General features: G+C 66.4%; 23 protein-coding genes. 11 read left to right on the plus strand and 12 right to left on the minus strand.

What is annotated here, in order from left to right:
- The first annotated feature begins 66 nt into the window (after nt 1-66).
- Entirely contained in the window at nt 67-2,640 is a 2,574-nt protein-coding gene (locus tag G3N64_RS04720; protein WP_205782613.1) for a DUF6600 domain-containing protein, read from the plus strand.
- Nucleotides 2,641-2,740: 100 nt separating this feature from the next.
- Here the strand turns inward: G3N64_RS04720 and G3N64_RS04725 are convergent, their stop codons facing one another.
- Entirely contained in the window at nt 2,741-3,712 is a 972-nt protein-coding gene (locus tag G3N64_RS04725) for a thymidylate synthase (RefSeq protein WP_205782614.1), read from the minus strand.
- Nucleotides 3,713-3,753: 41 nt separating this feature from the next.
- A complete protein-coding gene (locus G3N64_RS04730) occupies nt 3,754-5,151 on the minus strand; it encodes a sigma-54 dependent transcriptional regulator (protein WP_205782615.1) in 1,398 nt (465 codons plus the stop codon).
- Nucleotides 5,152-5,655: 504 nt separating this feature from the next.
- Between G3N64_RS04730 and G3N64_RS04735 the strand changes: the two genes are divergently transcribed.
- Together G3N64_RS04735 and G3N64_RS04740 are read left to right on the plus strand one after the other, a co-directional pair.
- Entirely contained in the window at nt 5,656-5,982 is a 327-nt protein-coding gene (locus tag G3N64_RS04735) for a hypothetical protein (protein ID WP_205782616.1), read from the plus strand.
- A 273-nt stretch (nt 5,983-6,255) separates the two neighbouring features.
- A complete protein-coding gene (locus G3N64_RS04740; RefSeq protein ID WP_205782617.1) occupies nt 6,256-6,756 on the plus strand; it encodes a dihydrofolate reductase in 501 nt (166 codons plus the stop codon).
- Nucleotides 6,757-6,839: 83 nt separating this feature from the next.
- On the opposite strand, the gene pmbA is transcribed toward G3N64_RS04740, so the two are convergent.
- A complete protein-coding gene (gene pmbA, locus G3N64_RS04745) occupies nt 6,840-8,210 on the minus strand; it encodes a metalloprotease PmbA (RefSeq protein ID WP_205782618.1) in 1,371 nt (456 codons plus the stop codon).
- Between the two features lie 127 nt (nt 8,211-8,337).
- On the opposite strand from pmbA, the gene yjgA reads away from it, so the two are divergent.
- Both yjgA and mog read left to right on the plus strand, forming a co-directional pair.
- A complete protein-coding gene (gene yjgA, locus G3N64_RS04750; protein WP_277399089.1) occupies nt 8,338-8,943 on the plus strand; it encodes a ribosome biogenesis factor YjgA in 606 nt (201 codons plus the stop codon).
- Nucleotides 8,924-9,535 (plus strand): molybdopterin adenylyltransferase, encoded by a 612-nt coding sequence (gene mog, locus G3N64_RS04755; RefSeq protein WP_205782620.1) that lies wholly within the window; start codon nt 8,924-8,926, stop codon nt 9,533-9,535. The genes yjgA and mog overlap by 20 nt, the downstream gene beginning before the upstream one ends.
- Before the next feature lie 34 nt (nt 9,536-9,569).
- Here the strand turns inward: mog and orn are convergent, their stop codons facing one another.
- Nucleotides 9,570-10,190, minus strand: coding sequence for an oligoribonuclease (gene orn, locus G3N64_RS04760; protein WP_046545212.1), 621 nt, complete (start codon nt 10,188-10,190; stop codon nt 9,570-9,572).
- Between the two features lie 125 nt (nt 10,191-10,315).
- Between orn and G3N64_RS04765 the strand changes: the two genes are divergently transcribed.
- The 3 genes from G3N64_RS04765 to G3N64_RS04775 all read left to right on the plus strand — a co-directional run bounded on the left by G3N64_RS04765 (nt 10,316) and on the right by G3N64_RS04775 (nt 12,897).
- Nucleotides 10,316-11,575 carry a M48 family metallopeptidase gene (locus G3N64_RS04765; RefSeq protein ID WP_205782621.1) on the plus strand — a complete coding sequence of 420 codons (1,260 nt, stop codon included), beginning with the start codon at nt 10,316-10,318 and terminating at the stop codon, nt 11,573-11,575.
- Nucleotides 11,572-12,513, plus strand: a complete 942-nt coding sequence (gene rsgA, locus G3N64_RS04770; RefSeq protein ID WP_205782622.1) for a ribosome small subunit-dependent GTPase A — start codon at nt 11,572-11,574, stop codon at nt 12,511-12,513. Before G3N64_RS04765 ends, rsgA begins: the two co-directional genes overlap by 4 nt.
- Before the next feature lie 66 nt (nt 12,514-12,579).
- Nucleotides 12,580-12,897 (plus strand): DUF2007 domain-containing protein, encoded by a 318-nt coding sequence (locus G3N64_RS04775; RefSeq protein WP_111017559.1) that lies wholly within the window; start codon nt 12,580-12,582, stop codon nt 12,895-12,897.
- A gap of 64 nt (nt 12,898-12,961) precedes the next feature.
- Here the strand turns inward: G3N64_RS04775 and G3N64_RS04780 are convergent, their stop codons facing one another.
- The 6 genes from G3N64_RS04780 to rpsP form a co-directional block, all read right to left on the minus strand.
- The gene (locus G3N64_RS04780; protein WP_205782623.1) at nt 12,962-13,900 is read right to left on the minus strand and encodes a CobD/CbiB family protein; all 939 of its coding nucleotides are present in this window, start codon (nt 13,898-13,900) and stop codon (nt 12,962-12,964) included.
- Between the two features lie 120 nt (nt 13,901-14,020).
- Nucleotides 14,021-14,707, minus strand: coding sequence for a CoA pyrophosphatase (locus G3N64_RS04785; RefSeq protein ID WP_205782624.1), 687 nt, complete (start codon nt 14,705-14,707; stop codon nt 14,021-14,023).
- An 87-nt stretch (nt 14,708-14,794) separates the two neighbouring features.
- On the minus strand, nt 14,795-15,187 hold the full coding sequence (gene rplS, locus G3N64_RS04790; protein ID WP_006753174.1) for a 50S ribosomal protein L19: 393 nt from the start codon (nt 15,185-15,187) through the stop codon (nt 14,795-14,797).
- Nucleotides 15,188-15,320: 133 nt separating this feature from the next.
- Nucleotides 15,321-16,115, minus strand: coding sequence for a tRNA (guanosine(37)-N1)-methyltransferase TrmD (gene trmD / locus G3N64_RS04795; protein ID WP_205782625.1), 795 nt, complete (start codon nt 16,113-16,115; stop codon nt 15,321-15,323).
- A gap of 1 nt (nt 16,116) precedes the next feature.
- The gene (gene rimM / locus G3N64_RS04800; protein WP_205782626.1) at nt 16,117-16,794 is read right to left on the minus strand and encodes a ribosome maturation factor RimM; all 678 of its coding nucleotides are present in this window, start codon (nt 16,792-16,794) and stop codon (nt 16,117-16,119) included.
- 42 nt (nt 16,795-16,836) lie between these two features.
- A complete protein-coding gene (rpsP, locus tag G3N64_RS04805; RefSeq protein ID WP_006476550.1) occupies nt 16,837-17,091 on the minus strand; it encodes a 30S ribosomal protein S16 in 255 nt (84 codons plus the stop codon).
- Nucleotides 17,092-17,243: 152 nt separating this feature from the next.
- On the opposite strand from rpsP, the gene G3N64_RS04810 reads away from it, so the two are divergent.
- Both G3N64_RS04810 and G3N64_RS04815 read left to right on the plus strand, forming a co-directional pair.
- Nucleotides 17,244-18,383 (plus strand): PQQ-dependent sugar dehydrogenase, encoded by a 1,140-nt coding sequence (locus G3N64_RS04810; protein WP_205782627.1) that lies wholly within the window; start codon nt 17,244-17,246, stop codon nt 18,381-18,383.
- A gap of 109 nt (nt 18,384-18,492) precedes the next feature.
- Nucleotides 18,493-18,960, plus strand: coding sequence for a TM2 domain-containing protein (locus G3N64_RS04815; protein ID WP_205782628.1), 468 nt, complete (start codon nt 18,493-18,495; stop codon nt 18,958-18,960).
- A gap of 49 nt (nt 18,961-19,009) precedes the next feature.
- Here the strand turns inward: G3N64_RS04815 and G3N64_RS04820 are convergent, their stop codons facing one another.
- Both G3N64_RS04820 and G3N64_RS04825 read right to left on the minus strand, forming a co-directional pair.
- Nucleotides 19,010-20,197 (minus strand): PA0069 family radical SAM protein, encoded by a 1,188-nt coding sequence (locus tag G3N64_RS04820; RefSeq protein ID WP_205782629.1) that lies wholly within the window; start codon nt 20,195-20,197, stop codon nt 19,010-19,012.
- A 92-nt stretch (nt 20,198-20,289) separates the two neighbouring features.
- Complete coding sequence (locus G3N64_RS04825; RefSeq protein WP_205782630.1) at nt 20,290-20,778, minus strand: Lrp/AsnC ligand binding domain-containing protein; 489 nt, start codon at nt 20,776-20,778, stop codon at nt 20,290-20,292.
- A gap of 145 nt (nt 20,779-20,923) precedes the next feature.
- Between G3N64_RS04825 and G3N64_RS04830 the strand changes: the two genes are divergently transcribed.
- A complete protein-coding gene (locus G3N64_RS04830; RefSeq protein ID WP_205782631.1) occupies nt 20,924-22,210 on the plus strand; it encodes a D-amino acid dehydrogenase in 1,287 nt (428 codons plus the stop codon).
- Nucleotides 22,211-22,334 lie beyond the last annotated feature (124 nt).

Below are 22,334 nucleotides of genomic sequence, written 5' to 3' on the forward strand. Positions count from 1 at the left end.
CCGAGCGGATATTGTGAACTCAACGGCACGAATCGACGCGCCGCGATAATGACGAAGACGCTCACCATGGCCCCCCTGTTCACGCTCAAGCGAACCGCCCGCTGCACGCTGCTCGCGTTCGTCGCGCTTGCGGCACTGCCCCCCGCATTCGCCCAATCGGCCGGCGCCCCTCCCTATGCGGCCGCGGCGCGGCAACCCGGCGGCGATCCGCCCAGCCGTGTCGCACGGCTGAATTACCTGTCGGGCGCCGTGACGACCGAGCCGGCCGGCACCGATACGTGGTCGTATGCCGCCGTGAACCGGCCGCTGACGACCGGCGACCAGCTCTGGAACGATGCCGGCGCGCGCTCGGAACTCCACGTCGGCTCGACCGCGGTACGGCTCGGCCAGTCGACGAGCCTGTCGGTGCTGAACCTCGACGACACGACGACCCAGCTGAAAGTGGGTCTCGGCACCGTATCGACGCACGTGCGCGATCTACCGCCCGGCGGAACGTACGAAATCGACACGCCTAACCTCGCGCTCGGCATCACGGGCCCCGGCGACTATCGCGTCGACGTCGCACCGGACGGCGCGAGCACGACGGTCACGGTGCGCAGCGGCAGTGCGACCGTCTACGGCAGTAACGGCCAGTACCCGCTGTCGCCCGGGCAGCAGGTCGTGTTCACGGGCACCGACCTGCAGGTCGCGCAGCAATCGGCCGCCCCGGGCCCCGATTCACTCGACCAGTGGGCCGCCAGCCGCGACGCGGCCGAGGAACGCTCGGTGTCGGCCCGCTATGTGTCCCGCAACATTCCCGGCTACCAGGATCTCGACGCGAACGGCACGTGGCGCGAAACCCCGAATTACGGTCAGGTATGGGTGCCGAACGACACGCCGGCCGACTGGGCGCCGTATCACGACGGCCACTGGATCTGGCAGGCACCGTGGGGCTGGACGTGGGTCGACGACGCGCCGTGGGGTTTCGCGCCGTATCACTACGGCCGCTGGGCATACGTGGACGATAGCTGGGCCTGGGTACCGGGCCCGCTGGTCGTCAGCCAGCCGCCAGCCTATGCGCCGGCACTCGTCGCGTTCGTGGGCGGTGGCGGCGGTCCCGACTGGAGCGTCGCGCTCACGGTGGGCGGTGTCGCCGCGGCCGGCTGCGCGTGGTTCGCGCTCGGCCCGGGCGAACCGTGGCATCCAGGCTGGGGCGGCTGGAGCCCGCACTACTACGACCGCGTGAACCGCAACATCGTGGTGAACAACGTCAACGTGAACAAGACCGTGAACGTGACGAACATCACCAATATCACCAACATCAACAAGACGTACGTCAACTTCCGCGCGCCGCACGCGATTACGGCCGTACCGGCCTCCGCGTTCGTGCACGGCCAGCCTGTCGCCCACTTCTCGCAGCACGTCGACCCGCAGCAATGGCGCAACGCGCACGTCACGCCGGGTACGCCGGGCATTGCGCCGGTGCGCCAGAGCTTCACGGGCGGGCTGCGCAATGCGACCTACCGTCCGCCGTCGGCGATCGCCCAGCACCCGTACGTCGCGACGCGCAATCCTGCCGTGCCGGCCGCGTATCGCGACCAGGCTGCGGCCCATCTCGCGCAGCAAGGCGGGCGCGTGCCGGGTGCCGGCGCGCCTGTCGTGAAGACGAACGTGCCGGCCGACTACACGGCTCGTCCGGTTCGCGTACCGGGCAAGCCGGGCAGCGGCGCGTGGGCGATGCACAACGTGCAGCTCGTGAACCCGCACGGCCCCGTCGTGCAGCCAGCTCGGGCGCCTCGCGAAAGCCAGCCGGCCGCCGCGCAGGCCGGGCGGACGGGAACACCGATGCCGGGCATGCCGAACGTCGCGCGGCCCGCGAACGGCGAGAACCCCAACGCCCCGCGTTTCGCCAACGGCGGCATGCCGCAGGCAGCCGCCACCCCGATGCCGCATCAGGCATTCGGGCCCGGCAACGGCGTCCCCCATCCGCCGGTAGCAAACCACAATCCATCCAGTATCGGCAATGCGCGCGCAGCCGAGGCGCCGTCGCCCGCATGGATGCAGCCGCACGCACCGATGGAAAGACAGCGCCCTGCTCCGCCGACCGCGCTGCACGCGGCGGGACAGAATGCGCTGCCGCCCGTGCGCAGCGCAGCCCTGCCGCATCCGGAGGGCGTGCCGACTCCGCAGGGCGCGCAGCCCGGCAGCCGGAACGAAGCGCCGCGCGCACGGCCGCAACCGCGGCTCGACAATACGGCGCAGATTTCGCAGCCGCGTCCGCGCCCCGATTTCCCGACGCCGGCCCAGCATGGACAACCACAACCGGAACGGGCGGCACCTGCGCCGCAACCGCGCCCCGAATTCGCGCAACCGGCACCGCATCGCGAAGTCGCCCCGCCGCGTGTGAACGAGTACCGTCCGCCAGCCCCGGCCGTGCATGACGTGCCGCGCCCGCAACCGCCGGCGCCGCGCATGGAGCCGCGGCCACAACCCGCGCCTCGCATGGAGCAGAGACCGCAACCGGCGCCACGGATGGAGCCGCGCCCGTCGATGCCCGCACCGCGCATGGAACCGCGGCCGCAACCGGCGCCGCACGTCGAGGCGCCGCACCCGAACAACCCGCCGCCGCAAGGCGGTCACGAAGAGCGGCATCGCCAGTAAGCTCCGCAAGCGTGAAACAAAAGGCCCGACCGGTATCAGCCGGTCGGGCCTTTTATCTGCGGGGCGCGGATGATGCATTCGCGCGGCCCGGGCCGCGCGATCAGACTGCCATCGGTGCGGTCAGCGGCTCATGGTGGCGGTAGCCGACGAGCGAGAAATCGGACGGCTCGATCTGCTCCAGCCACTCGGGCACGTAGACACCCGTCTTCGCGTATTCCGGCACACGCTCGGCAATCTCGAGCCGCGGGCTTTCGTACGGCTCGCGCGTGAGCTGGCGCTGCAGCATGTCGAGCTGGTTCTCGTAGATGTGCGCGTCGCCGATGAAGTACGTGAACCAGCGCGGCGTGTAGCCCGTCAGCCGGCCGACGAGCGACAGCAGCGCAGCTCCTTCCGTCAGGTTGAACGGCGTGCCGAGCCCGACGTCGTTGCTGCGGATGTACAGGCACAGCGAAATTTCGCGCTTCGTCGCATTCGGCAGGAACTGGTACAGCAGATGACATGCGGGCAGCGCGATCTGGTCGAGCACGGCCGGATTCCACGCGTGAAACAGGATGCGGCGATCGGACGGGTTCTCCATGATCGTGTCCAGGCACTGACGCAACTGGTCGATCGCCTTGTACAGCAGTACCTTCGGCGCGCCTTCTTCGTCGAAACGCGTGACGATCCGGAAGCCGCGGCGCGTCGCATCGGCGATCTGTGCGTCGGCACCCGCGTCGAGTACCTTGTAGCCCGGCCACTGGCGCCATTGCACACCATACACGTCGCCGAGATCGTCGACGCCCTGGCGATACGGGTTCGCGAGCCACTGCGCGTTCTCGTTCGCGTTCGCGTCCCACACCTTGCAGCCGAGCGCGCGGAAATCGGCCGCGCTGCGCGACGCACGCAGGAAGCCGACCAGTTCGCCGATCGCGGACTTGAACGCGAGCTTCTTGGTCGTCACGGCCGGGAAGCCTTGCTGCAGATCGAAGCGCAGCATCGCGCCCGGCATGCTGATGGTGCGGATCCCCGTGCGGTTCTCCTGCCAAGTACCGGTATCGAGAATGGTACGAACGAGATCGAGATACTGTTTCATGCGGGTTCCTTCGGCCGCGAGGGCGGCCGTACCCGCCAATTTTAGCAAGCGTGACGTGGAAGCTCCGGCAACTGCGCCGAAAACCCTGCCAGCGGGTCGCCACGATCTCGCATGCCGTGCGCGCACATCAGCCGGTAGAGCGTCACGCGTGACACGCCGAGTTCGCGCGCGGCATCCGCGAAGCGGCCGCGATGGCGCAACAGCGCCTGCTCGATCGCCTGCCGTTCGGCCGCCTCGCGCGCCTCCAGCAGCGACACGGGCGCGAGCGTCGCAAAGTCGCTCAGCTCGAGATCGGCCGCGGTGATCATCCGGCCCTCCGACATGACGATCGCGCGGCGCACGCGATTGATCAGCTCGCGCACGTTGCCCGGCCACGAATAGCCGTACAGCGACGCGACCGCGTCAGGGGAAAAGCCGCGCAGGCGACGATGCGCATCGCCCTTGAATCGCTCGAGCATGTGGCGCGCGAGCACCTCGATGTCCTTGCCGCGCGCGCGCAGCGGCGGCTCCTCGATCTTCAGCACGCACAGGCGATGGAACAGGTCCTCGCGAAACCGCCCTTCGCGCAGCGCCGCTTCCATGTCCACGTGCGTCGCGCAGATCACGCGCACGTCGACGGGCACCGACACATGGGCACCCAATCGCTCGATCTTGCCTTCCTGCAGGAAGCGCAGCAGGCTTGCCTGGCTTTCGAGCGGCAAGTCGCCGATCTCGTCGAGAAACAGCGTGCCGCTGTTGGCAGCCTCGACGCGCCCGATCTTGCGCTGGTTCGCGCCGGTGAACGCGCCACGCTCATAGCCGAACAGTTCGGCCTGCAGCAGTGTCGACGGAATCGCACCGCAATTGATCGCGATGAACGGCGCCTGCGCGCGCGACGACCGCTCGTGAATCGCGACCGCCGTCAGTTCCTTGCCCGTGCCCGATTCGCCGGAAATGAACACCGGCGCGTCGGTGGCCGCGACGCGGCGAATCGTCCTGAAGAGCCCGAGCATCGCATCGCAGGTCCCGACCATTTCGCCTTCGCTGCGTCCGGCGCCGACCGGCGGCGCAACGGGTTCGGTCAGCGCAACCATGCCGTGCGCATGACCAACGGTCTCGACGATCCGCGACGTCTCGTACGGCATCGTCACGTAGTCGAAACAGTAGTCGCGAATGAGATGGCGCAGCGTGGCGTCCTGCAACTGGCCGCGGCGCGTCGCCGCGATCCAGCCGATGTGCTGAATGCTCAGACAGGATTCGAGTTCGCGCAGATCCGAGGGCCTGAAGCCCGGCGAAAAATCGAGCAGCCCGGCCGTCGCGACACCATGCTGCACGACGCGCCGTACGTCTCGCACGGTCTCAGCGAGATCGACACGCCAGCCGCATTCGTCGAAATGGCTGCGCAACGCGTCGTTCGGTTCGCGCGAATAGTAGATCACGTGCCGCAGATCGGCTCCCATATGCTCACCCCGTTCATCAACCGTCTAACGATTGCCGTGCACGCCAGGTCACGTGCGAAAAGGATCGAATCGGGTCAGCCGAAGGCGGCTCGATTCGCCATGCCGATGCGCGGCGACGACAATGCCTCGCATGATGGCGCTTATCTCGCGTCTGTTTATTTTTTTGATAAGACAGCTTGGTTGTAGGCACTGAATACGACAATCCGATTTCAGCGCGGTGGGCGATACGGCCGAATCGCTCAGGAGGTCGATGAATATCAATCGTCTGCACATAGCAACCGCGCAGCGATGCGTTCTGTCATCCACACATGCGACGATTTTCATCCTTGAAGCGAATCGGTTGAATCCGCAGTATTCCCGAGCCCCCTCGTTTCAAGCCTGAAACATTTTCAGCCGTTTTCCGGCACAATTCGCAACGCTTGCGCACGAATCGCAGTATCGACAACGGTCCCGGCGCGATGGCATGCATTTCGCTGAATATGGAAACCGTCGGAGACAGCGACCATGCGAAAACATCTGTTACTTTCTTTCGTGCCGATGACCATTGCGGTCGCGGCCGCCGGCCCGCCCACGCCCGTACGCGCAGACGAAAGCACGAATCCGGATCGCGCCATGCTGCTAGCCGCAAACGCGCCGAGCATGCAGCACGGCAACGGGTTCGGCATCGTGACCGTGTCGTCACCGCACCCCCTGCCTGCCGGCCGCACTTCGGTGACGCTGTGGGACGAGATCCCGTCACCGCCCCTGTTGCCGATGCCGGTCCCGGTACCGCAGCCGGGCGACGTGCAGCACGCGATGGAAGGTACCACGCAAGGCAGTACCCACCAATAAGCATCCGTCGATTCATTTGATAAGGATCACATATTGATTTGAGCGGACCGGACAGCATCGATCGGATGCCGGTATCGGCGATCCCGCAACACGAAACGGTTTTGTGCTCCGTCCCCCGGCGGGCACTCTTTTTATTCATTCCGTCGCCGCGACGCATTGCCTGAAGCGTCGCGGCGCGCAGTGCAGGAAGGCGGATGCGCGCACCCGGAACCGGCACGCGCCGCCGTTCCGGTAGAATCGGCGCCATTCCGGTTTTCCTCTCCCCCGACCTTCATGACGACGTTGACCCTGATCGTCGCGCGTGCCCGCAACGGCATCATCGGCCGCGACAACCAGTTGCCCTGGAAACTTCCCGAGGATCTCGCCTTCTTCAAGCGCACGACAATGGGCGCACCGATCGTGATGGGCCGCAAGACCCACGAGTCGATCGGCCGGCCGCTGCCGGGCCGCCGCAATATCGTCGTCACGCGCGACGCAGCGCGCCGCTTCGACGGCTGCGACACGGTCACGTCGCTCGCCGACGCGCTGGCGCTCGCCGCGCGCGACGGGGTGCCCGAGGCGTTCCTGATCGGCGGCGCGCAACTCTACGCGGAAGGTCTCGTACTTGCCGACAAGCTGATCGTCACCGAGATCGATGCCGACTTCGACGGTGACGCATCGTTTCCGGCGCCCGACGCCGCGCAGTGGCGGGAAGTGTCGCGCGATGCGCACCAGGCGGCCGCGCCGAACACGTTCGGCTATGCGTTCGTCGTCTACGAGCGCAAGCGCGGCTGACGCGGCGCGCGCAATGAAAAAAGCCCGATCGGCGCGCGCCGGTCGGGCTTTTTCGTTTGATGGCGGCCGATGCCGCGCGCCGCTTACTGCCCGGCGATCGTCATCTGCTCGATCAGCACCGAGCCCGTTTCCTTCGTGCCGCGCACGATCGAATCGGCGCCGATCGCGACGATATGCCGGAACATTTCCTGCAGCGTGCTCGCGACGGTGATTTCCTCGACCGGATACTGGATCACGCCGTTCTCGACCCAGAAGCCCGCCGCGCCGCGCGAATAGTCGCCCGTCACGTAGTTCACGCCCTGCCCCATCAGCTCGGTCAGCAACAGGCCGGTGCCGAGCTTCTTCAGCATTGCGTCGAAATCGTCGCCCGGCTGCGTGTTCGAGCTGCGCAGCGCGAGGTTGTGCGAGCCGCCCGCGTTGCCGGTGGTCTGCGTGCCGAGCTTGCGCGCCGAATAGGTCGACAGGAAGTAGCCTTCGACCACGCCATCCTTGACGACGCTGCGCGCACGCGTGCGCACGCCTTCCTCGTCGAACGGTGCGCTGCCCATCGCGCGCAGCACGTGCGGATCCTCGACGACCTGAACGTGCGGCGCGAACACCGGCTTGCCGAGGCTGTCGACCAGGAACGACGTCTTGCGGTACAGCGCGCCGCCGCTTACCGCCTGCACGAACGCGCCGAGCAGGCCGGCTGCGAGCGGCGCCTCGAATAGCACGGGCACCTTGCGGGTATCGAGGCGGCGCGCGCCCATCCGCGCAAGCGCACGCTCGGCCGCGTAGCGGCCCACCGCTTCGGGCGCCGCGAGATCGATCGCGCTGCGCTTCGACGAATACCAGTCGTCGCGCTGCATGTGGCGGCCGCTACCCGCGATCGGCGCGCAGGCGATGTAGTGGCGCGAGTACGGGTAGCCGGACAGGAAGCCGCGCGACGTCGCGAGCACGAACTGCGAATGCTGGGCCGACACGCTCGCGCCTTCCGAATTGCGGATCTGCGGGCTGACCGCGAATGCGGCGTCTTCCGCGCGGCGGGCGAGCTCGACGGCCTCGTCGGCCGTCAGCGCCCACGGGTGGTAGAGGTCGAGGTCGCGCGGATCGGTTTCGAGCAACTCGGCTTCGGCCAGGCCGGCCGCCTCGTCTTCGGCCGTGAAGCGCGCGATGTTGTACGCGGCGGCGACGGTATCCTTGATCGCGCCCGGCGAGAAATCCGACGTGCTCGCGTTGCCGCGCTTCTTGCCGATGAACACGGTCACGCCGACCATCTTGTCGCGATTGTGCTCGATCGTTTCGACTTCGCCGCGGCGCACCGACACCGACAGGCCGTCGCCCTCGGAGATTTCGGTCGCGGCGTCCGTCGCGCCGAGCGCCTTCGCATGGCGAAGGATGTCCGAGGCGATTTCTTTGAGCTGGTCCTGCGTGTGCGGGAAATAGCGCGCTTGTACGTCGAGATTGGCTGCCATCGTCTTGATATCCGGTGGCGGGCGGGCGCCCGCATGGTCAAAATGTTGCGTATCCCGCGATCATAGCAAGGTCCGGGGCCGGACACCGACAAGCTTGGGGTGTCCGCGGCGCGATACAATGCCGTCCATGACACGCAAAACCCGAATCCAGCCGATCGAGCATGCCGTCGAAGACGACGACAATGGCTACGATCGCCCCAGCAAATCCCAGCTAAAGCGCGAGATGCACGAGCTCCAGGTGCTCGGTCAGGCGCTCGTCGATCTGCCGAAAGACGCGCTGAAACGCATGCCGATGCCCGAAAGTCTCGCGGACGCCGTGCGCGAGGCGCGCCGGATCACCGATCACGAAGGCAAGCGCCGCCAGCTCCAGTACGTCGGCCGCGTGATGCGCTCGCTGACCGACGACGAGACGGCTGCGCTGCGCACCGCGCTCGACGCGCAGCGCGGCGTGAACAAGGCCGCGACGGCCCGCCTGCACTGGATCGAACGCACGCGCGACCAGTTGCTCGCGAGCGACGACGCACTGACCGAATTCCTGCGCCAGCACCCGGAAGCCGATATCCAGGAGGGCCGCACGCTGATCCGCAACGCACGCAAGGAAGCGCAGCAAGGCAAGCCGCCGCGCTATTTCCGCGAGCTGTTCCAGTGGATCAAGGCTGCTGGCGGCGCGTCCGCTGCGGACGACGAAGCGGCGGACGACGCCGGAGACGACCATGACGACGACGAAGCGTAATCACCCGGACGAGCTCGTCGTCGGTCTCGTGTCGATCAGCGATCGCGCGAGCACGGGCGTCTACGAAGACAAGGGCATTCCGGCGCTGCAGGAGTGGCTCGCCGGCACGCTGACGTCGCCGTGGCGCGCCGAAACGCGCCTGATCCAGGACGATGCGCCCACGATCTCCGCCACGCTCGCCGAGCTCGTCGACGTCGCAGGTTGCGACCTCGTGCTGACGACCGGCGGCACGGGCCCCGCGCGCCGCGACGTGACGCCCGAGGCCACGCTGGCCGTGGCGACGAAGGAAATGCCGGGATTCGGCGAACAGATGCGGCAGATCAGCCTGAATTTCGTGCCGACCGCGATCCTGTCGCGGCAGGTCGCGGTGATCCGCGAGACGGCCGACCATGCGGCGCTGATCATCAACCTGCCCGGCCAGCCGAAGTCGATCCGGGAAACGCTCGAAGGGCTGCGCGATGCCGACGGCAAGTCGACCGTGCCCGGCATCTTCGCTGCGGTGCCCTACTGCATCGACCTGATCGGCGGCCCGTACATCGAGACCGACGCCGCGGTGGTCGCGGCGTTCCGGCCGAAGAGCGCGCGGCGCTGAGCCTTTACCCAGCGCTGAGCGCGTGCCGGCCCGCTCAGGCGGCCGGCGCGGATTCGCCTGCCGAAGCCGACGCAGCCGGAATCAGGAAATGCTCGCGGTAGTACTTCAGCTCGTCGATCGACTCGTGGATGTCCGCGAGCGCCGTGTGCATCGCGCGCTTCTGGAAGCCCTTGTAGATCGCGGGTTGCCAGCGGCGGCACAGCTCCTTGAGCGTGCTGACGTCGAGGTTGCGGTAGTGGAAGAACCGCTCGAATTCCGGCATCCAGCGCGCCATGAAGCGGCGGTCCTGGCAGATCGAGTTGCCGCACATCGGCGACTTGCCGGGCGACACGTACTGCGCGAGGAATGCCTGCAGTTGCTCGGCGGCTTCCGCCTCGGTCACGGTCGACGCGCGCACGCGGTCAATCAGGCCCGAGCGGCCGTGCGTCGACTTGTTCCAGTCGTCCATCTTCGCGAGCGTTTCGTCGCTCTGGTGGATCGCGAACACGGGGCCTTCGACGGCGATGTCGAGCGTGGAATTGGTCACGACGACCGCGATCTCGATGATGCGGTCGTTATCCGGGTCGAGGCCCGTCATCTCCATGTCGAGCCAGACGAGGTTCAACTCGTTGCGCACGAGCGCGGGCTGGCTGGCGGAAGCGGCGGTATCGGTCATGAGTCATCCTGGAAAATGGCGGACCGGGCTCGCCGATGCGGCGCCGCCCGGGCGGCCGGCATCGCATCAGCGGGCCCGGTCCGCAAGAACATATAATTCTCGCATAGAACCCTTTGGCGCCTTCGATGTCACCCTTTTCGTTCACCCTGCTGTTCGCGCTCGCCGTGCTCGCGATGGTCGTCACCAAGCTGTGGCTCGCGTCGCGGCAGATCCGCTTCGTCGCCGCGCACCGCAACGGCGTCCCCGCGCAGTTCAGCGCGACCATCCCGCTGACCGCCCACCAGCGCGCGGCCGACTACACGGTCGAGCGCACCCGGCTGACGATGCTCGAGATCGTCGTCAGCGCGGCCGTGCTGGTCGGCCTTACGCTGCTCGGCGGCGTCGGCGCACTCGACACGCTGCTCACCGGCTGGCTCGGTCGCGGCTACGGGCAGCAGGTCGCGCTCGTCGCCGCCGTACTCGTGATCACGAGCGTGATCGACGTCCCGTTCGAGTATTACCGCCAGTTCGGGATCGAACAGCGTTTCGGCTTCAACCGGATGACGAAGCGCCTGTTTTTCACCGACATGCTGAAAAACTCGCTGCTCGGCGCCGCGCTCGGCCTGCCGCTGCTGTTCGTCGTGCTGTGGCTGATGAACCAGGCCGGCAGCCTGTGGTGGCTGTGGACCTGGATCGTCTGGGTCGCGTTCCAGATGCTCGTGCTGCTGATCTACCCGACCTTCATCGCACCGATCTTCAACAAGTTCGAGCCGCTGAAGGACGACGCGCTGCGCGCGCGCATCGAGTCGCTGATGAAGCGCTGCGGCTTTGCGGCGAAGGGGCTGTTCGTGATGGACGGCAGCCGCCGCTCCGCGCACGGCAACGCGTACTTCACGGGCTTCGGCGCGTCGAAGCGGATCGTGTTCTTCGACACGCTGCTCGCGCGCCTGTCCGGCCAGGAAATCGAGGCCGTGCTCGCGCACGAGCTCGGCCACTTCAAGCGCCGCCACGTGATGAAGCGGATGCTCGTGTCGTTCGTGCTGAGCCTCGTGCTGCTCGCACTGCTCGGCTGGCTGGCGCAACGCACGTGGTTCTACACGGGGCTCGGCGTCACGCCGTCGCTCGACACGAGCAACGCGGGCGCCGCGCTCGTGCTGTTCTTCCTCGCGATTCCCGTGTTCCTGTTCTTCGCGACGCCGTTCAGCAGCCTCACGTCGCGCAAGCACGAATTCGAGGCCGACGCATTCGCGGCCAGCCAGACCGACGCGCAGGATCTCGTCAGCGCGCTCGTGAAGCTCTATGAGGACAACGCGTCGACGCTGACGCCCGACCCTGTCTACACGGCCTTCTACTACTCGCATCCGCCCGCGTCGCAGCGGATCGACCGCCTGATGCAGCACGCATGAGCCGGCCGACCTCCCGCAAGCCGGCCCCGCGCGCATCGGGCGCGCAACGGGTCGAAGGCCGCGTGATCGCGGCGCACGGGCGCCACTACATCGTCGCGCCCGACGATGGCGGCCCGATGCTGCAGTGCTTCCCACGCGGCAAGAAGAGCGATATCGCCGTCGGCGACCGTGTCGCATACGAACTCGCATCGGCCGACCAGGGCGTCATCGTCGAGATCGGCGAACGGCGCAACCTGCTGTACCGTTCCGACCAGTTCAAGTCGAAGCTGTTCGCGGCCAACCTCGACCAGTTGCTGATCGTGCTCGCGACCGAGCCCTACTTCAGCGAGGACCTGCTCGGCCGCGCGCTGATCGCCGCCGAGGCGAACGAGCTGAAGCCGCTCGTCGTGCTGAACAAGATCGACGTCGAGGCCGCGCTGCCGGTCGCGCGCGAGCGCCTCGCGCCGTACCGCGCGTTGGGTTACGACGTACTCGAGCTATCGGTGAAGGGCTCGCCCGACGACGCGCGTGCGCAACTGATGCCGCACCTCGCCGGGCATTCGACGATCCTGCTCGGCCAGTCCGGGATGGGCAAGTCGACGCTCGTGAACCTGCTCGTTCCCGATGCCGAAGCCGCCACGCGCGAGATCTCGGCCGCGCTCAACAGCGGCCGCCACACGACGACCTTCACGCGCCTCTACCCGCTGGAAGGCGGCGGCGCGCTGATCGATTCGCCCGGCTTCCAGGAATTCGGCCTCTACCACCTGACGGAGGGCCGTCTCGAGCGCGCATTTCCGGAGTTCCGGCCACTGCTCGCCGACTGCCGTTTCTATAATTGTCATCATCTGCACGAACCCGGCTGCGCGATTCTCAAAGCGGTCGCCGACGGCCGCATCGCCCCGTCGCGGCACGCGCTGTACGCGCAGCTCGTGCACGAGGCGAGCCAGATCGTCCGCTGATCGCGCGGCACGCGCGCGGCGGCAAGCCGGTGCCATGCGGGCCGGCCTTCACCGACAGGAGTCGCGATGCGTTTCAAGGCCCCCAATCTCGCGACCGCGCAGCATTGGGCCAACGTGCTTCAGGTGGCCGGCATCGGTTGCGAGCTGCATAACTGCTACGCGACCGGCGCGCTCGGCGGCCTGCCCGCCGACGCGTGCACGCCCGAGTTGTGGCTCGACGACGAACGCGACGACGCGCTCGCGCGCCGGCTCCTCGATGCCGCATCGCACGGCCCGTCGGCCGGCGCCGCGCCGTGGCGCTGCCGGCAGTGCGGCGAGGCGCTCGAAGCCCAATTCACCGCGTGCTGGCAATGCGGCGCCGTACGCGACCCACTCGACGACTAACCCACAGCAAAAAGGCCGGCATCAAGCCGGCCTTTTGCCTTTCATCGGGTAAGGCACTGCCCCGTCACGACACCCAGACGGCGAGCGTCAGCATCAACAGCAGAATCATCCACAGGATCACCGCGCGCCAGACGAGGCCAACCGCGGATTGCAGCGTACGCGGCGTGCAATCATCACCGACCGTCAGCGGACCGCTGTCGCCGACCGCCAGCGCATCGAGACTCGACGGCTCCGCGAGCGGCCCCGCGAGGCGTGCGCCGAGCGCTCCGCTACCGGCTGCCAGCAGGACACCATCGTTCGGATCGGGCCATTGGCGCGCGTGGTTGCGCCACGCGTAGATCGCGTCCTCGAAATTGCCGACGATCGCGAAGCCAAGCGCGGTCAATCTTGCGGGAATCCAGTCGATCACGAAGAACGCGCGTTGCGCGAACGTCGAGAAGGCCGCCGTGCGGTCGTCACCGGGCGTCGACCAGCTGCGCGCGAGGTATTCGGAAATCCGGTACAGCACGGCACCGGCCGGGCCGACCGGCAGCACATACCAGAAGAACACACCGAACACGTGGCGATGCGATGCAACGACTGCATGAATCAGCGTATGGCGGACGATTTCGCCGACCGGCATGTCGACCGTGTCGATGCCCGTCCACTCGTGCAGGATTTCGCGCGCACGCGGCACATCGTCGTTGTTGAGCGCGAGGTGGATATCGGTGAAGTAGTGGCTGAACTGGCGGAAGCCGAGCGTGAAATACACGACGACGACGTTCCAGATGAATGCGAGCACGAAGCTCACCTTGTACAGCAGGAAATAGATCAGCGCGACGATCAGCACCCACGGCAGCACGACCGCGAGCCATGCGAGGATGCCGTGCTTCTGCTTGCCGGCGTCGAGACCATGCGCGACGGTTTCCGCATGAAACTGGAACAGCGCGAACACCGGATTGCTCGGCGACAACGCGCGGACCTGTTCGATGATGAGGGCGAGGAGAACCGAAAAGAAAGTCATGCGTGGCGCCGTCTTCGGAGTTATGTCATTTTTTGCATAACGATAGCACAGCGTAAGCACCGGATGGCTGCCGGTGCGGCCGCCCGGCAGCCGACCGCGCGCGCCAGCCGTCGCGCGCGCCTAGCCGGCGGCCAAGAAGCGGTACAGATTGCGCAACATGCCGGCAGTTGCGCCCCAGATGAAGTAATGCCCGTCGGGCTCGCCATTCGGATAGGGCATCGCAAAAAAACGACGCTCGCCACCTTCCCAGCGGAATACACGGACCTGATGGTTCGCGGGATTCATCAGGAACGCGAGCGGTACCTCGAAAATCTCGGCCACCTCGAACGTGTCGGCCTGCACGGTGAACGGCGGATGCACGAGGCCGACCACCGGCGTCACGCAGAAGCCCGTGCCGGTCAGGTAGTCGGGCAACGCGCCGAGGATCTCGACACGCTCGTCTGCCAGCCCGATCTCTTCCTTCGCCTCGCGCAACGCGGTTGCGGTTGCATCGCGATCGAACGGCTCACGACGGCCGCCGGGGAAGCTGATCTGTCCGGCGTGGTCGTTCAGGTGGTCAGCGCGCTGGGTCAGCAGCATGGTGAGGCCGGACTCGCGAACGACGAGCGGCACGAGGACGGCCGCGCTGCGTGGATCGACGCCCTCCTGCAGCCTCGCCTCGCCGGGCTCGACGCTCCATTCGAGCGTGCGCGCGAAACGGTCGCGCAGGCCGGACGGCGTCATCAGGCTGGAATCGATGGACGGCAGGCCGGCGCCGGTGCCTTCGACCGGCAGGACTTCGGGATCGATGATGGGGCGGCGATTCAATGGGGCTCTCGGGTTTGTATCGTATCGAGCATATTGTCGCGCCAGAATGAAAAAAGCACCCGGGTGGGTGCTTTTTCCTTACAGCTCTTACTCTTGGGAAGCTGCTGCGGCGCGATCCTTCGACACCAGCTTTTCCTTGATACGAGCCGACTTGCCCGAACGCTCGCGCAGGTAGTACAGCTTCGCACGACGCACATCGCCGCGGCGCTTCACGACGATGCTTGCCAGCAGCGGCGAGTACGTCTGGAACGTACGCTCGACGCCTTCGCCCGACGAGATCTTGCGGACGATGAAGTTCGAGTTCAGGCCACGGTTGCGAATCGCGATCACGACGCCTTCGTAAGCCTGAACGCGCTTGCGGTTACCTTCAACCACGTTCACGTTCACGATCACCGTGTCGCCCGGGGCGAATTCGGGGATCGTCTTGCCGGCGAGCGCGCGCTCGATTTCTTCCTGCTCAAGTTTTGCGATCAGATTCATTACTGACTCCTTATGCCATCGTGTCGGCGTTGGCACCCGCCTGCTTCCAGGCCTGGCCCCGATAGAGGATGGATTCACATCAGGCACCGCACACGCATGCACGGCACCGCCAATTCCCGCCCGCGACGCCGCCTCAGGAGGCGTCTTTCGCTTCGCGTGCGAGGTTCGCAAGCCACGCCTCGTCGGCACGGCTCAGCAACTTCTCGCGGCGCGCCCGGACGATCAGGTCCGGCCGCTTCCGCAACGTGTTCCTCAATGCTTCCTGGCGCCGCCACCGCTCGATCTCGGCATGATGCCCGCCGAGCAGCACGTCCGGCACGCGCACGCCATCGTATTCCTCGGGGCGCGTGTAATGCGGACAATCGAGCAGCCCGTCGACGAAGCTGTCCTGCACGGCCGACTGCGAATCGTTCAGCACGCCGGGCAGCAGCCGCACGACGGCATCCATCATCGCCATCGCCGGCAATTCTCCGCCGGACAGGACGAAATCGCCGAGGCTGATTTCCTCGTCGACGCAACGATCGAGCAGACGCTGGTCGATCGCTTCATAGCGGCCGCACAGCACGACGACTCCGGGTTCCTGCGCCATCCGCACCGCACGCTCGTGCGTGAGCGGCGCGCCCTGCGGCGACATCATCACGACACGCGTGCTTGCGATGCCTTGCTCCGCCTGCGCCGCTTTCGCGGCATCGATCGCGGCTTCGAGCGGCTTGGCCAGCATCACCATGCCCGGACCACCACCGTACGGACGATCGTCGACCGTGCGGTAGTTGTCCGTCGTGAAATCACGCGGGTTCCAGGTGCGCAGCCCGAAGCGCCCTTGCTTGACGGCCCGGCTGGTGATCCCCCAGTCGGTCAGTGCGCGGAACATCTCGGGAAAGAGCGTGACGACGTCGAACTGCACCGCGCTCTCGTTAACCTGGTTCATTTCAGTAATCGGCTTCCCAGTCGACGACGATGCGACGCGCCGCCTGATCCACCGTTTTGACGTATACGCCGACGAACGGAATCAACCGCTCATCGGTGGTCGGCTGACCGTCTTTGCCGGTCGCCGGATACTCGACACGCATGATCGAATGCACGCCGTTGTCGATCATCCCGCTCACCTTCCCGAGCGCCACCGATTGCTCGTTGACGACATCGAGACCGATCAGGTCGACCCAATAGAATTCGTCCGCGGCCAATGCCGGGAAATCTTCCCGGCGCACGAACACGCGAAAGCCGCGCATGGCCAGCGCGGCATCGCGGTCGCTGACGCCCGCGGGTTGCGCAACGACGGTGTCGCTGTGCGTCTTCGACTGCATGATGCGGACGGAAAGCCGCCCCGCACCGCGTTCCAGCCACCAGCGGCGCGCGTTGAGCAGCGCATCGCCACCGCGACCGGCGTCGGCATGCGTCGCCACCTTGACCCAGCCCTTCAGGCCATAGGCGTCGACCACCGCCCCGACCTCGACGGCATCGTCAGGCCAGGCTTGCGCCACTTCGAGACTGCCCTGCTCGGCAGCCTGACCGGCGTTCGCGACAGCGTCGCGCTCGACCGGCTTGCGGACGAATGCGCCAAACGACGCACGCCCGCGCCTTGCATTACCGGAATCGTGACCCGCCATCAATGCACCTCACAGCCGGCACGACCGGCACACCGTGCCATGTTAGGCAGCCGGTTGCGCCTTTTGCGCTTCCTTCACGAGACGCTGGACGGTCGGCGACAGTTGCGCGCCAACGCCTTGCCAGTACGTCAGGCGATCCTGAGCGATACGCAGCGATTCGCCCTTCGTGGCGACCGGGTTGTAGAAGCCGACGCGCTCGATGAAGCGGCCGTCACGACGGTTGCGCGAATCGGTAGCAACGATGTTGTAGAACGGGCGCTTCTTCGAGCCGCCACGAGCCAGACGGATGATAACCATATGATGTCCTTCGGAAAACCGGGTTCGAAACTACTGAAACACGCGATTATAGCCGGAAACCAGAGGTACAACAAACACTTACGCGTAAAAAATCCGCGGGCGGCCTATCCGCCGGGCATACAATCGTCGTGTCCGGGTCGTTCCACACCGTCATGCCGCCCCTACGCGCCGCCTCGACGCGCCGTGCTCAGCACCGTTTCACGGCGCTGCTTGCCGGCCTTGCCTGCCTCGCGTCCGCACTGGCGTTTGCCGCGCCGTTGCCGGTGGGCGAACTCGTCGTGCCGCCGAGCTTCCACGTCGAAGTGCTGACCGACACGGTACCGACCGCGCGCGAAATGGCGTGGTCGCCGCGCGGCATCCTGTATGTCGGCACGCGGGAAGGCCGCGTGCATGCGTTCGTAATCCATGAGGGCCGGATCAGCGCGCACTACGTGATCGCGTCCCGGCTCGATATGCCCGTCGGCGTCGCCTACCGTGGCGGCACACTCTATATATCCGCCGTATCGCGCATCCTGCGCCTCGATCATATCGACGACCGGCTCGCCACGCCGCCCGCACCCGCCATCGTTACCGACGCGCTGCCGACCGAACACCATCACGGCTGGAAATTCATCGCGTTCGGCCCCGACGGCAAGCTGTACGTGCCGACCGGTGCACCTTGCAACGTCTGCCTCGCCGATCGCAGCCGCTACGCGATCATCGCGCGCATGAACGCGGACGGCAGCGGAAGCGAGGTTGTCGCCCGCGGCGTACGCAATACGGTCGGCTTCGCGTGGCACCCCGATTCGGGCGAGCTGTGGTTTACCGACAACGGGCGCGACATGATGGGCGACGACGCACCCGACGACAAGCTGAGCCGCGCCCCGCGCGCCGGCCTCGACTTCGGCTTCCCATACTGCCATGGCGGCGACACGCCCGACCCCGAATTCGGCAGCGCCAACGTATGCCGCCGCTATGTGCCGCCTGTACTGAAACTCGGTGCGCACGTCGCGGCACTCGGTATGCGCTTCTATACGGGGCCGATGTTTCCGGCGTCGTATCGCAATAACGTGTTCATCGCCGAACACGGCTCGTGGAACCGCAGTACGAAGGTCGGCTACCGCGTGATGCGCATTGTGGTCTCGGCGGATGGCAGCCAGGCACACCAGACCCCGTTCGTCACGGGCTGGCTGCGGCCCGACGGCACGGTATGGGGGCGCCCTGCCGACGTGCTGCCGCTGCCGGACGGCTCGCTGCTCGTCAGCGACGACTACGCGGGCGCAATCTACCGCGTGACCTATGCGGCACCTTGACGCAACACAAGGGTGACCGGGCCCGACCGGGCATCGTAGAATGCGTGCCGGGCCGAGCGCCCGCGCCGGCCCGCCGGCCGTCCATGCCAACGACAATACACCGCCATCCATGTCCAGCAGCACCGCACCGTCCCGCCGCTTTCGCTCCAAGACGCTCACCGCCGCCCTCGCGTTCCTGTTCGGATCGATCGGCGCGCACCGCTTCTATCTGTATGGCTTTCGCGACGTATACGGCTGGGCGCACCTGCTCGCGACGATCGTCGGCATCCCGGGCTTCCTCTTGCTCGCCGCGACCCAGCGCAGCGCCGGCCTCGGCTGGTGGCTCGCGGTACCCGGCGCAATCTCGCTGCTGGCGGCGTTCCTCGCCGCGCTCGTCTACGGGCTGCGTCCCGACGAAAAATGGGACGCGCAATTCAACGCAGAGACGGGCAAGCACAGCCAGTCGGGCTGGACCGTGATCTTCGTGGTGATCTTCTCGCTGCTGATCGGCGCGTTCCTGCTGATGACCGCCCTCGCGCTGTCGTTCCAGACGTATTTCGAGTCGCAGGTCGAAGCGGCCAAGCAGATTTCGCAGTAAGCGTAACGAACACGACGCCCCGGCACCCCGCGCCGGCCTGGCGCGTCGCTCAGAACAGGTTCAATTGCAGGTCGTCGCGCGACTGCGTCGACCGTGTGCCGGCTGCACGAACAGCGACGCGCGGCGCCGGCGCCGAGGCGGCCGGCGCACCGCGAAACTGCGACAGATCGAGAATTCCGTTCGTGCGCTCGTTCAGCCCGAGCCGCTTGACGGCCTGGCGGAAACGCTGCCGCAGCAGGTCGGCCCAAATCCCCTCGCCCTTCATCCGTTTCGAGAAATCCGAGTCGTAGTCTTTCCCGCCGCGCATGTCGCGCACCCGGTTCATCACGCGCTCCGCGCGGTCGGGAAAATGCGCGGCAAGCCAGTTCTTGAACAGCGGCGCGACTTCCCACGGCAGCCTCAGGATGATGTAGCTCGCGTGTGTCGCGCCGGCTTCCGCGCACGCCTCGAGCACGCGCTCCATGTCGGGCTCGGTGACGAACGGAATCATCGGGGCAATGCTCACCCCGACCGGCACGCCCGCCTCGCTCAGCGCACGAATCGTACGCAACCGTCGCGCCGGCGTCGCCGCGCGCGGCTCGAGCGTGCGCGCAAGATCGGCATCGAGCGTCGTGATCGTGACCGCCGCCATTACCTGCCCACGTTCGGCCATCGGCGCGAGCAGGTCGAGATCGCGCTCGATCAGCGACGACTTCGTGATCGCGGCGAACGGCAACCCGCGATCGTGCATCACCTGGATCACGCTGCGCGTGATGCGCAGGTCGCGCTCGACCGGCTGGTAGGCGTCGGTGTTGACGCCTAGCGCGATCGGCTCCGGCACGTAGCGCTTGCGCGAAATCTCGCGCTCGAGCAGTTCGGCCGCGTTGACCTTCGCATAGATGCGGCTTTCGAAATCGAGCCCCGGCGACAGGCCGAGATAACTGTGCGTCGGCCGAGCGAAGCAGTAGATGCAGCCATGCTCGCAGCCGCGATACGGATTGAGCGATACGCTGAATGGAATGTCGGGCGACTGGTTGTGCGTCAGGATGCTCTTCGCACGTTCCTCGAACACCTGCGTGCGCAGCGGCGCGGGGAAATCGGCATCGTCCGACTCGTGCGTCCAGCCGTCGTCGACCGCTTCGCGCTGCGCGATCTCGTATCGCCCCTGCAAGTTGTCGACCGCACCGCGCCCCTTGCGGGGCGCGGGCGGCGCTATCGGAAATTCGTTGTCGGATCGATCGTCCATGTGCCCACCCATTCGCCTGCGCCCAATACTGTACATTTATACAGTATTGGGCGCAGCATGCCAAGGGCGGGATGATGGGCCCGACGGGGCCAGCCGTGAGCGCGTCAGTCGCCCACCGCGATCGTCAGCGTCTCCTTGATTTCCTCCATCACGACATAGCTCTTCGACTGCACGGCGCCGGGCAACTGCAACAGGATGTCGCCGAGCAGCTTCCGGTAGTCGGCCATCTCGCCGATCCGCGCCTTGATCAGGTAGTCGAAATCGCCGGACACCAGATGGCATTCGAGCACCTCGTCGATCTTCATCACTTCCCGGCGGAATTGCTCGAACATGTTGCCGCCCTTGTGGCCGAGCGTGATCTCGACGAACACCAGCAGCGCAGCACCGAGCTGGTGCGGATCGACACGCGCGTGATAGCCGGTGATCACGCCATCCCGCTCCATGCGCCGCACACGTTCGATACACGGCGTGACGGTCAGTCCGACCTGTTCCGCGAGGTCTTTCATCGCCATCCGGCCGTCGCCCTGGAGCAGTTTCAGGATGCGCCGGTCGAGCTTGTCGAGCGAGCGTACGGGCTGACGTTGCGTTCTCATTTGTTTATGCTGAAAACCTGAAAAATACGATAACAAAACCTACACATTCGACAATACCATAGCGCAAAAAACTAGATCAGCTAGAGGTTACACGGAGCCGCATGTGCGCCCGGCCTCGATCTGGTCCCTTCCATCTGGAGCAGCTATGCGAGTCGTCATTCTGGGCAGCGGTGTGGTCGGCGTGGCAAGCGCGTATTACCTCGCGCGCGCCGGTCATGAAGTCACGGTGATCGACCGGGAAGCCGGCCCGGCGCTCGAGACGAGCTTCGCGAACGCAGGCCAGATCTCCCCCGGTTATGCCGCACCGTGGGCCGCACCCGGCGTGCCGTTGAAGGCCGTCAAGTGGATGTTCGAAAAGCACGCGCCGCTCGCGATCCGCCTCGACGGCACGCGCTTCCAGCTCCAGTGGATGTACCAGATGCTGCGCAACTGCACGGCCGAACGCTATGCGGTCAACAAGGGTCGCATGGTCCGCCTCGCCGAATACAGCCGCGACTGCCTGCAGGCGCTGCGCGCCGATACCGGCATCCAGTACGAAGGCCGCACGGGCGGCACGCTGCAGCTGTTCCGCACACAGCAGCAACTCGATGGCGCGGCGAAGGACATCGCCGTGCTGCGGGAAGCGAACGTGCCGTTCGAACTGCTGTCGCCGGCCGACCTGAAGAACGCCGAACCGGCGCTTGCTGCCGTCTCGCACAAGCTGACGGGCGGCCTGCGCCTGCCGGGTGACGAAACGGGCGATTGCCAGCTGTTCACGACGCGCCTCGCCGCGCTCGCCGAATCGCTCGGCGTGAAGTTCCGCTACAACACGCCGATCGATGCGCTCGCGATTGCGGGCGGCAAGATCGCCGGCGTGCAGTGCGGCAGCGAAACGGTGCGTGCGGACGCGTACGTCGTCGCGCTCGGCTCGTACTCGACCCACTTCATCTCGAACCTGATGAAGATCCCCGTCTATCCGCTGAAGGGCTATTCGATCACCGCGCCGATCGTCAACGAAGCGGCCGCGCCCGTGTCGACCGTGCTCGACGAGACCTACAAGATCGCGATCACGCGTTTCGACCAGCGCATCCGCGTCGGCGGCATGGCGGAAATCGTCGGCTTCGACAAGAAGCTGCGCGCCGCGCGCCGCGAAACGCTCGAAATGTGCGTGAACGACCTGTTCCCGGGCGGCGGCGACACGTCGAAGGCAACGTTCTGGACGGGCCTGCGCCCGATGACACCGGACGGCACGCCGATCGTCGGCCGCACGCCGGTGTCGAACCTGTTCCTGAACACCGGCCACGGCACGCTCGGCTGGACGATGTCGTGCGGCTCGGGCCAGCTGCTCGCAGACCTGATCTCGGGCAAGATGCCGGCGATCCAGGCCGACGACCTGTCGGTGCATCGTTACCTGAAGGACGTGGCCGGCCAGACGCGCCCGGCATACGCATAAGCCGTATTGGCCGACGCCGCCCGCAGCCATGCGGGCCGGCCGGTATCAAAAAGAAAGGCGCCCCAAAGGTTGGACGGGTGTCCAACTTTTGGGGTGCAGTTCAGGATCGGGTGCCTTTTTCATT

Source organism: Burkholderia sp. Ac-20344, from assembly GCF_017104975.1.
Classification (GTDB): Bacteria; Pseudomonadota; Gammaproteobacteria; order Burkholderiales; family Burkholderiaceae; genus Burkholderia.

Coding starts and splice junctions, on each gene's coding strand:
- G3N64_RS04830 (WP_205782631.1), top strand. CDS start 20,924: ATGCGAGTCGTCATTCTGGGCAGCGGTGTGGTCGGCGTGGCAAGCGCG.
- rpsP (WP_006476550.1), bottom strand. CDS start 17,091: ATGGTTATCATCCGTCTGGCTCGTGGCGGCTCGAAGAAGCGCCCGTTC.
- G3N64_RS04730 (WP_205782615.1), bottom strand. CDS start 5,151: ATGGGAGCCGATCTGCGGCACGTGATCTACTATTCGCGCGAACCGAAC.
- yjgA (WP_277399089.1), top strand. CDS start 8,338: ATGACACGCAAAACCCGAATCCAGCCGATCGAGCATGCCGTCGAAGAC.
- G3N64_RS04815 (WP_205782628.1), top strand. CDS start 18,493: ATGTCCAGCAGCACCGCACCGTCCCGCCGCTTTCGCTCCAAGACGCTC.
- rimM (WP_205782626.1), bottom strand. CDS start 16,794: ATGGCGGGTCACGATTCCGGTAATGCAAGGCGCGGGCGTGCGTCGTTT.
- pmbA (WP_205782618.1), bottom strand. CDS start 8,210: ATGGCAGCCAATCTCGACGTACAAGCGCGCTATTTCCCGCACACGCAG.
- G3N64_RS04810 (WP_205782627.1), top strand. CDS start 17,244: ATGCCGCCCCTACGCGCCGCCTCGACGCGCCGTGCTCAGCACCGTTTC.
- rsgA (WP_205782622.1), top strand. CDS start 11,572: ATGAGCCGGCCGACCTCCCGCAAGCCGGCCCCGCGCGCATCGGGCGCG.
- G3N64_RS04825 (WP_205782630.1), bottom strand. CDS start 20,778: ATGAGAACGCAACGTCAGCCCGTACGCTCGCTCGACAAGCTCGACCGG.
- trmD (WP_205782625.1), bottom strand. CDS start 16,115: ATGAACCAGGTTAACGAGAGCGCGGTGCAGTTCGACGTCGTCACGCTC.
- rplS (WP_006753174.1), bottom strand. CDS start 15,187: ATGAATCTGATCGCAAAACTTGAGCAGGAAGAAATCGAGCGCGCGCTC.
- G3N64_RS04740 (WP_205782617.1), top strand. CDS start 6,256: ATGACGACGTTGACCCTGATCGTCGCGCGTGCCCGCAACGGCATCATC.
- G3N64_RS04820 (WP_205782629.1), bottom strand. CDS start 20,197: ATGGGTGGGCACATGGACGATCGATCCGACAACGAATTTCCGATAGCG.
- orn (WP_046545212.1), bottom strand. CDS start 10,190: ATGACCGATACCGCCGCTTCCGCCAGCCAGCCCGCGCTCGTGCGCAAC.
- G3N64_RS04725 (WP_205782614.1), bottom strand. CDS start 3,712: ATGAAACAGTATCTCGATCTCGTTCGTACCATTCTCGATACCGGTACT.
- G3N64_RS04720 (WP_205782613.1), top strand. CDS start 67: ATGGCCCCCCTGTTCACGCTCAAGCGAACCGCCCGCTGCACGCTGCTC.
- G3N64_RS04765 (WP_205782621.1), top strand. CDS start 10,316: ATGTCACCCTTTTCGTTCACCCTGCTGTTCGCGCTCGCCGTGCTCGCG.
- mog (WP_205782620.1), top strand. CDS start 8,924: ATGACGACGACGAAGCGTAATCACCCGGACGAGCTCGTCGTCGGTCTC.
- G3N64_RS04735 (WP_205782616.1), top strand. CDS start 5,656: ATGCGAAAACATCTGTTACTTTCTTTCGTGCCGATGACCATTGCGGTC.
- G3N64_RS04780 (WP_205782623.1), bottom strand. CDS start 13,900: ATGACTTTCTTTTCGGTTCTCCTCGCCCTCATCATCGAACAGGTCCGC.
- G3N64_RS04775 (WP_111017559.1), top strand. CDS start 12,580: ATGCGTTTCAAGGCCCCCAATCTCGCGACCGCGCAGCATTGGGCCAAC.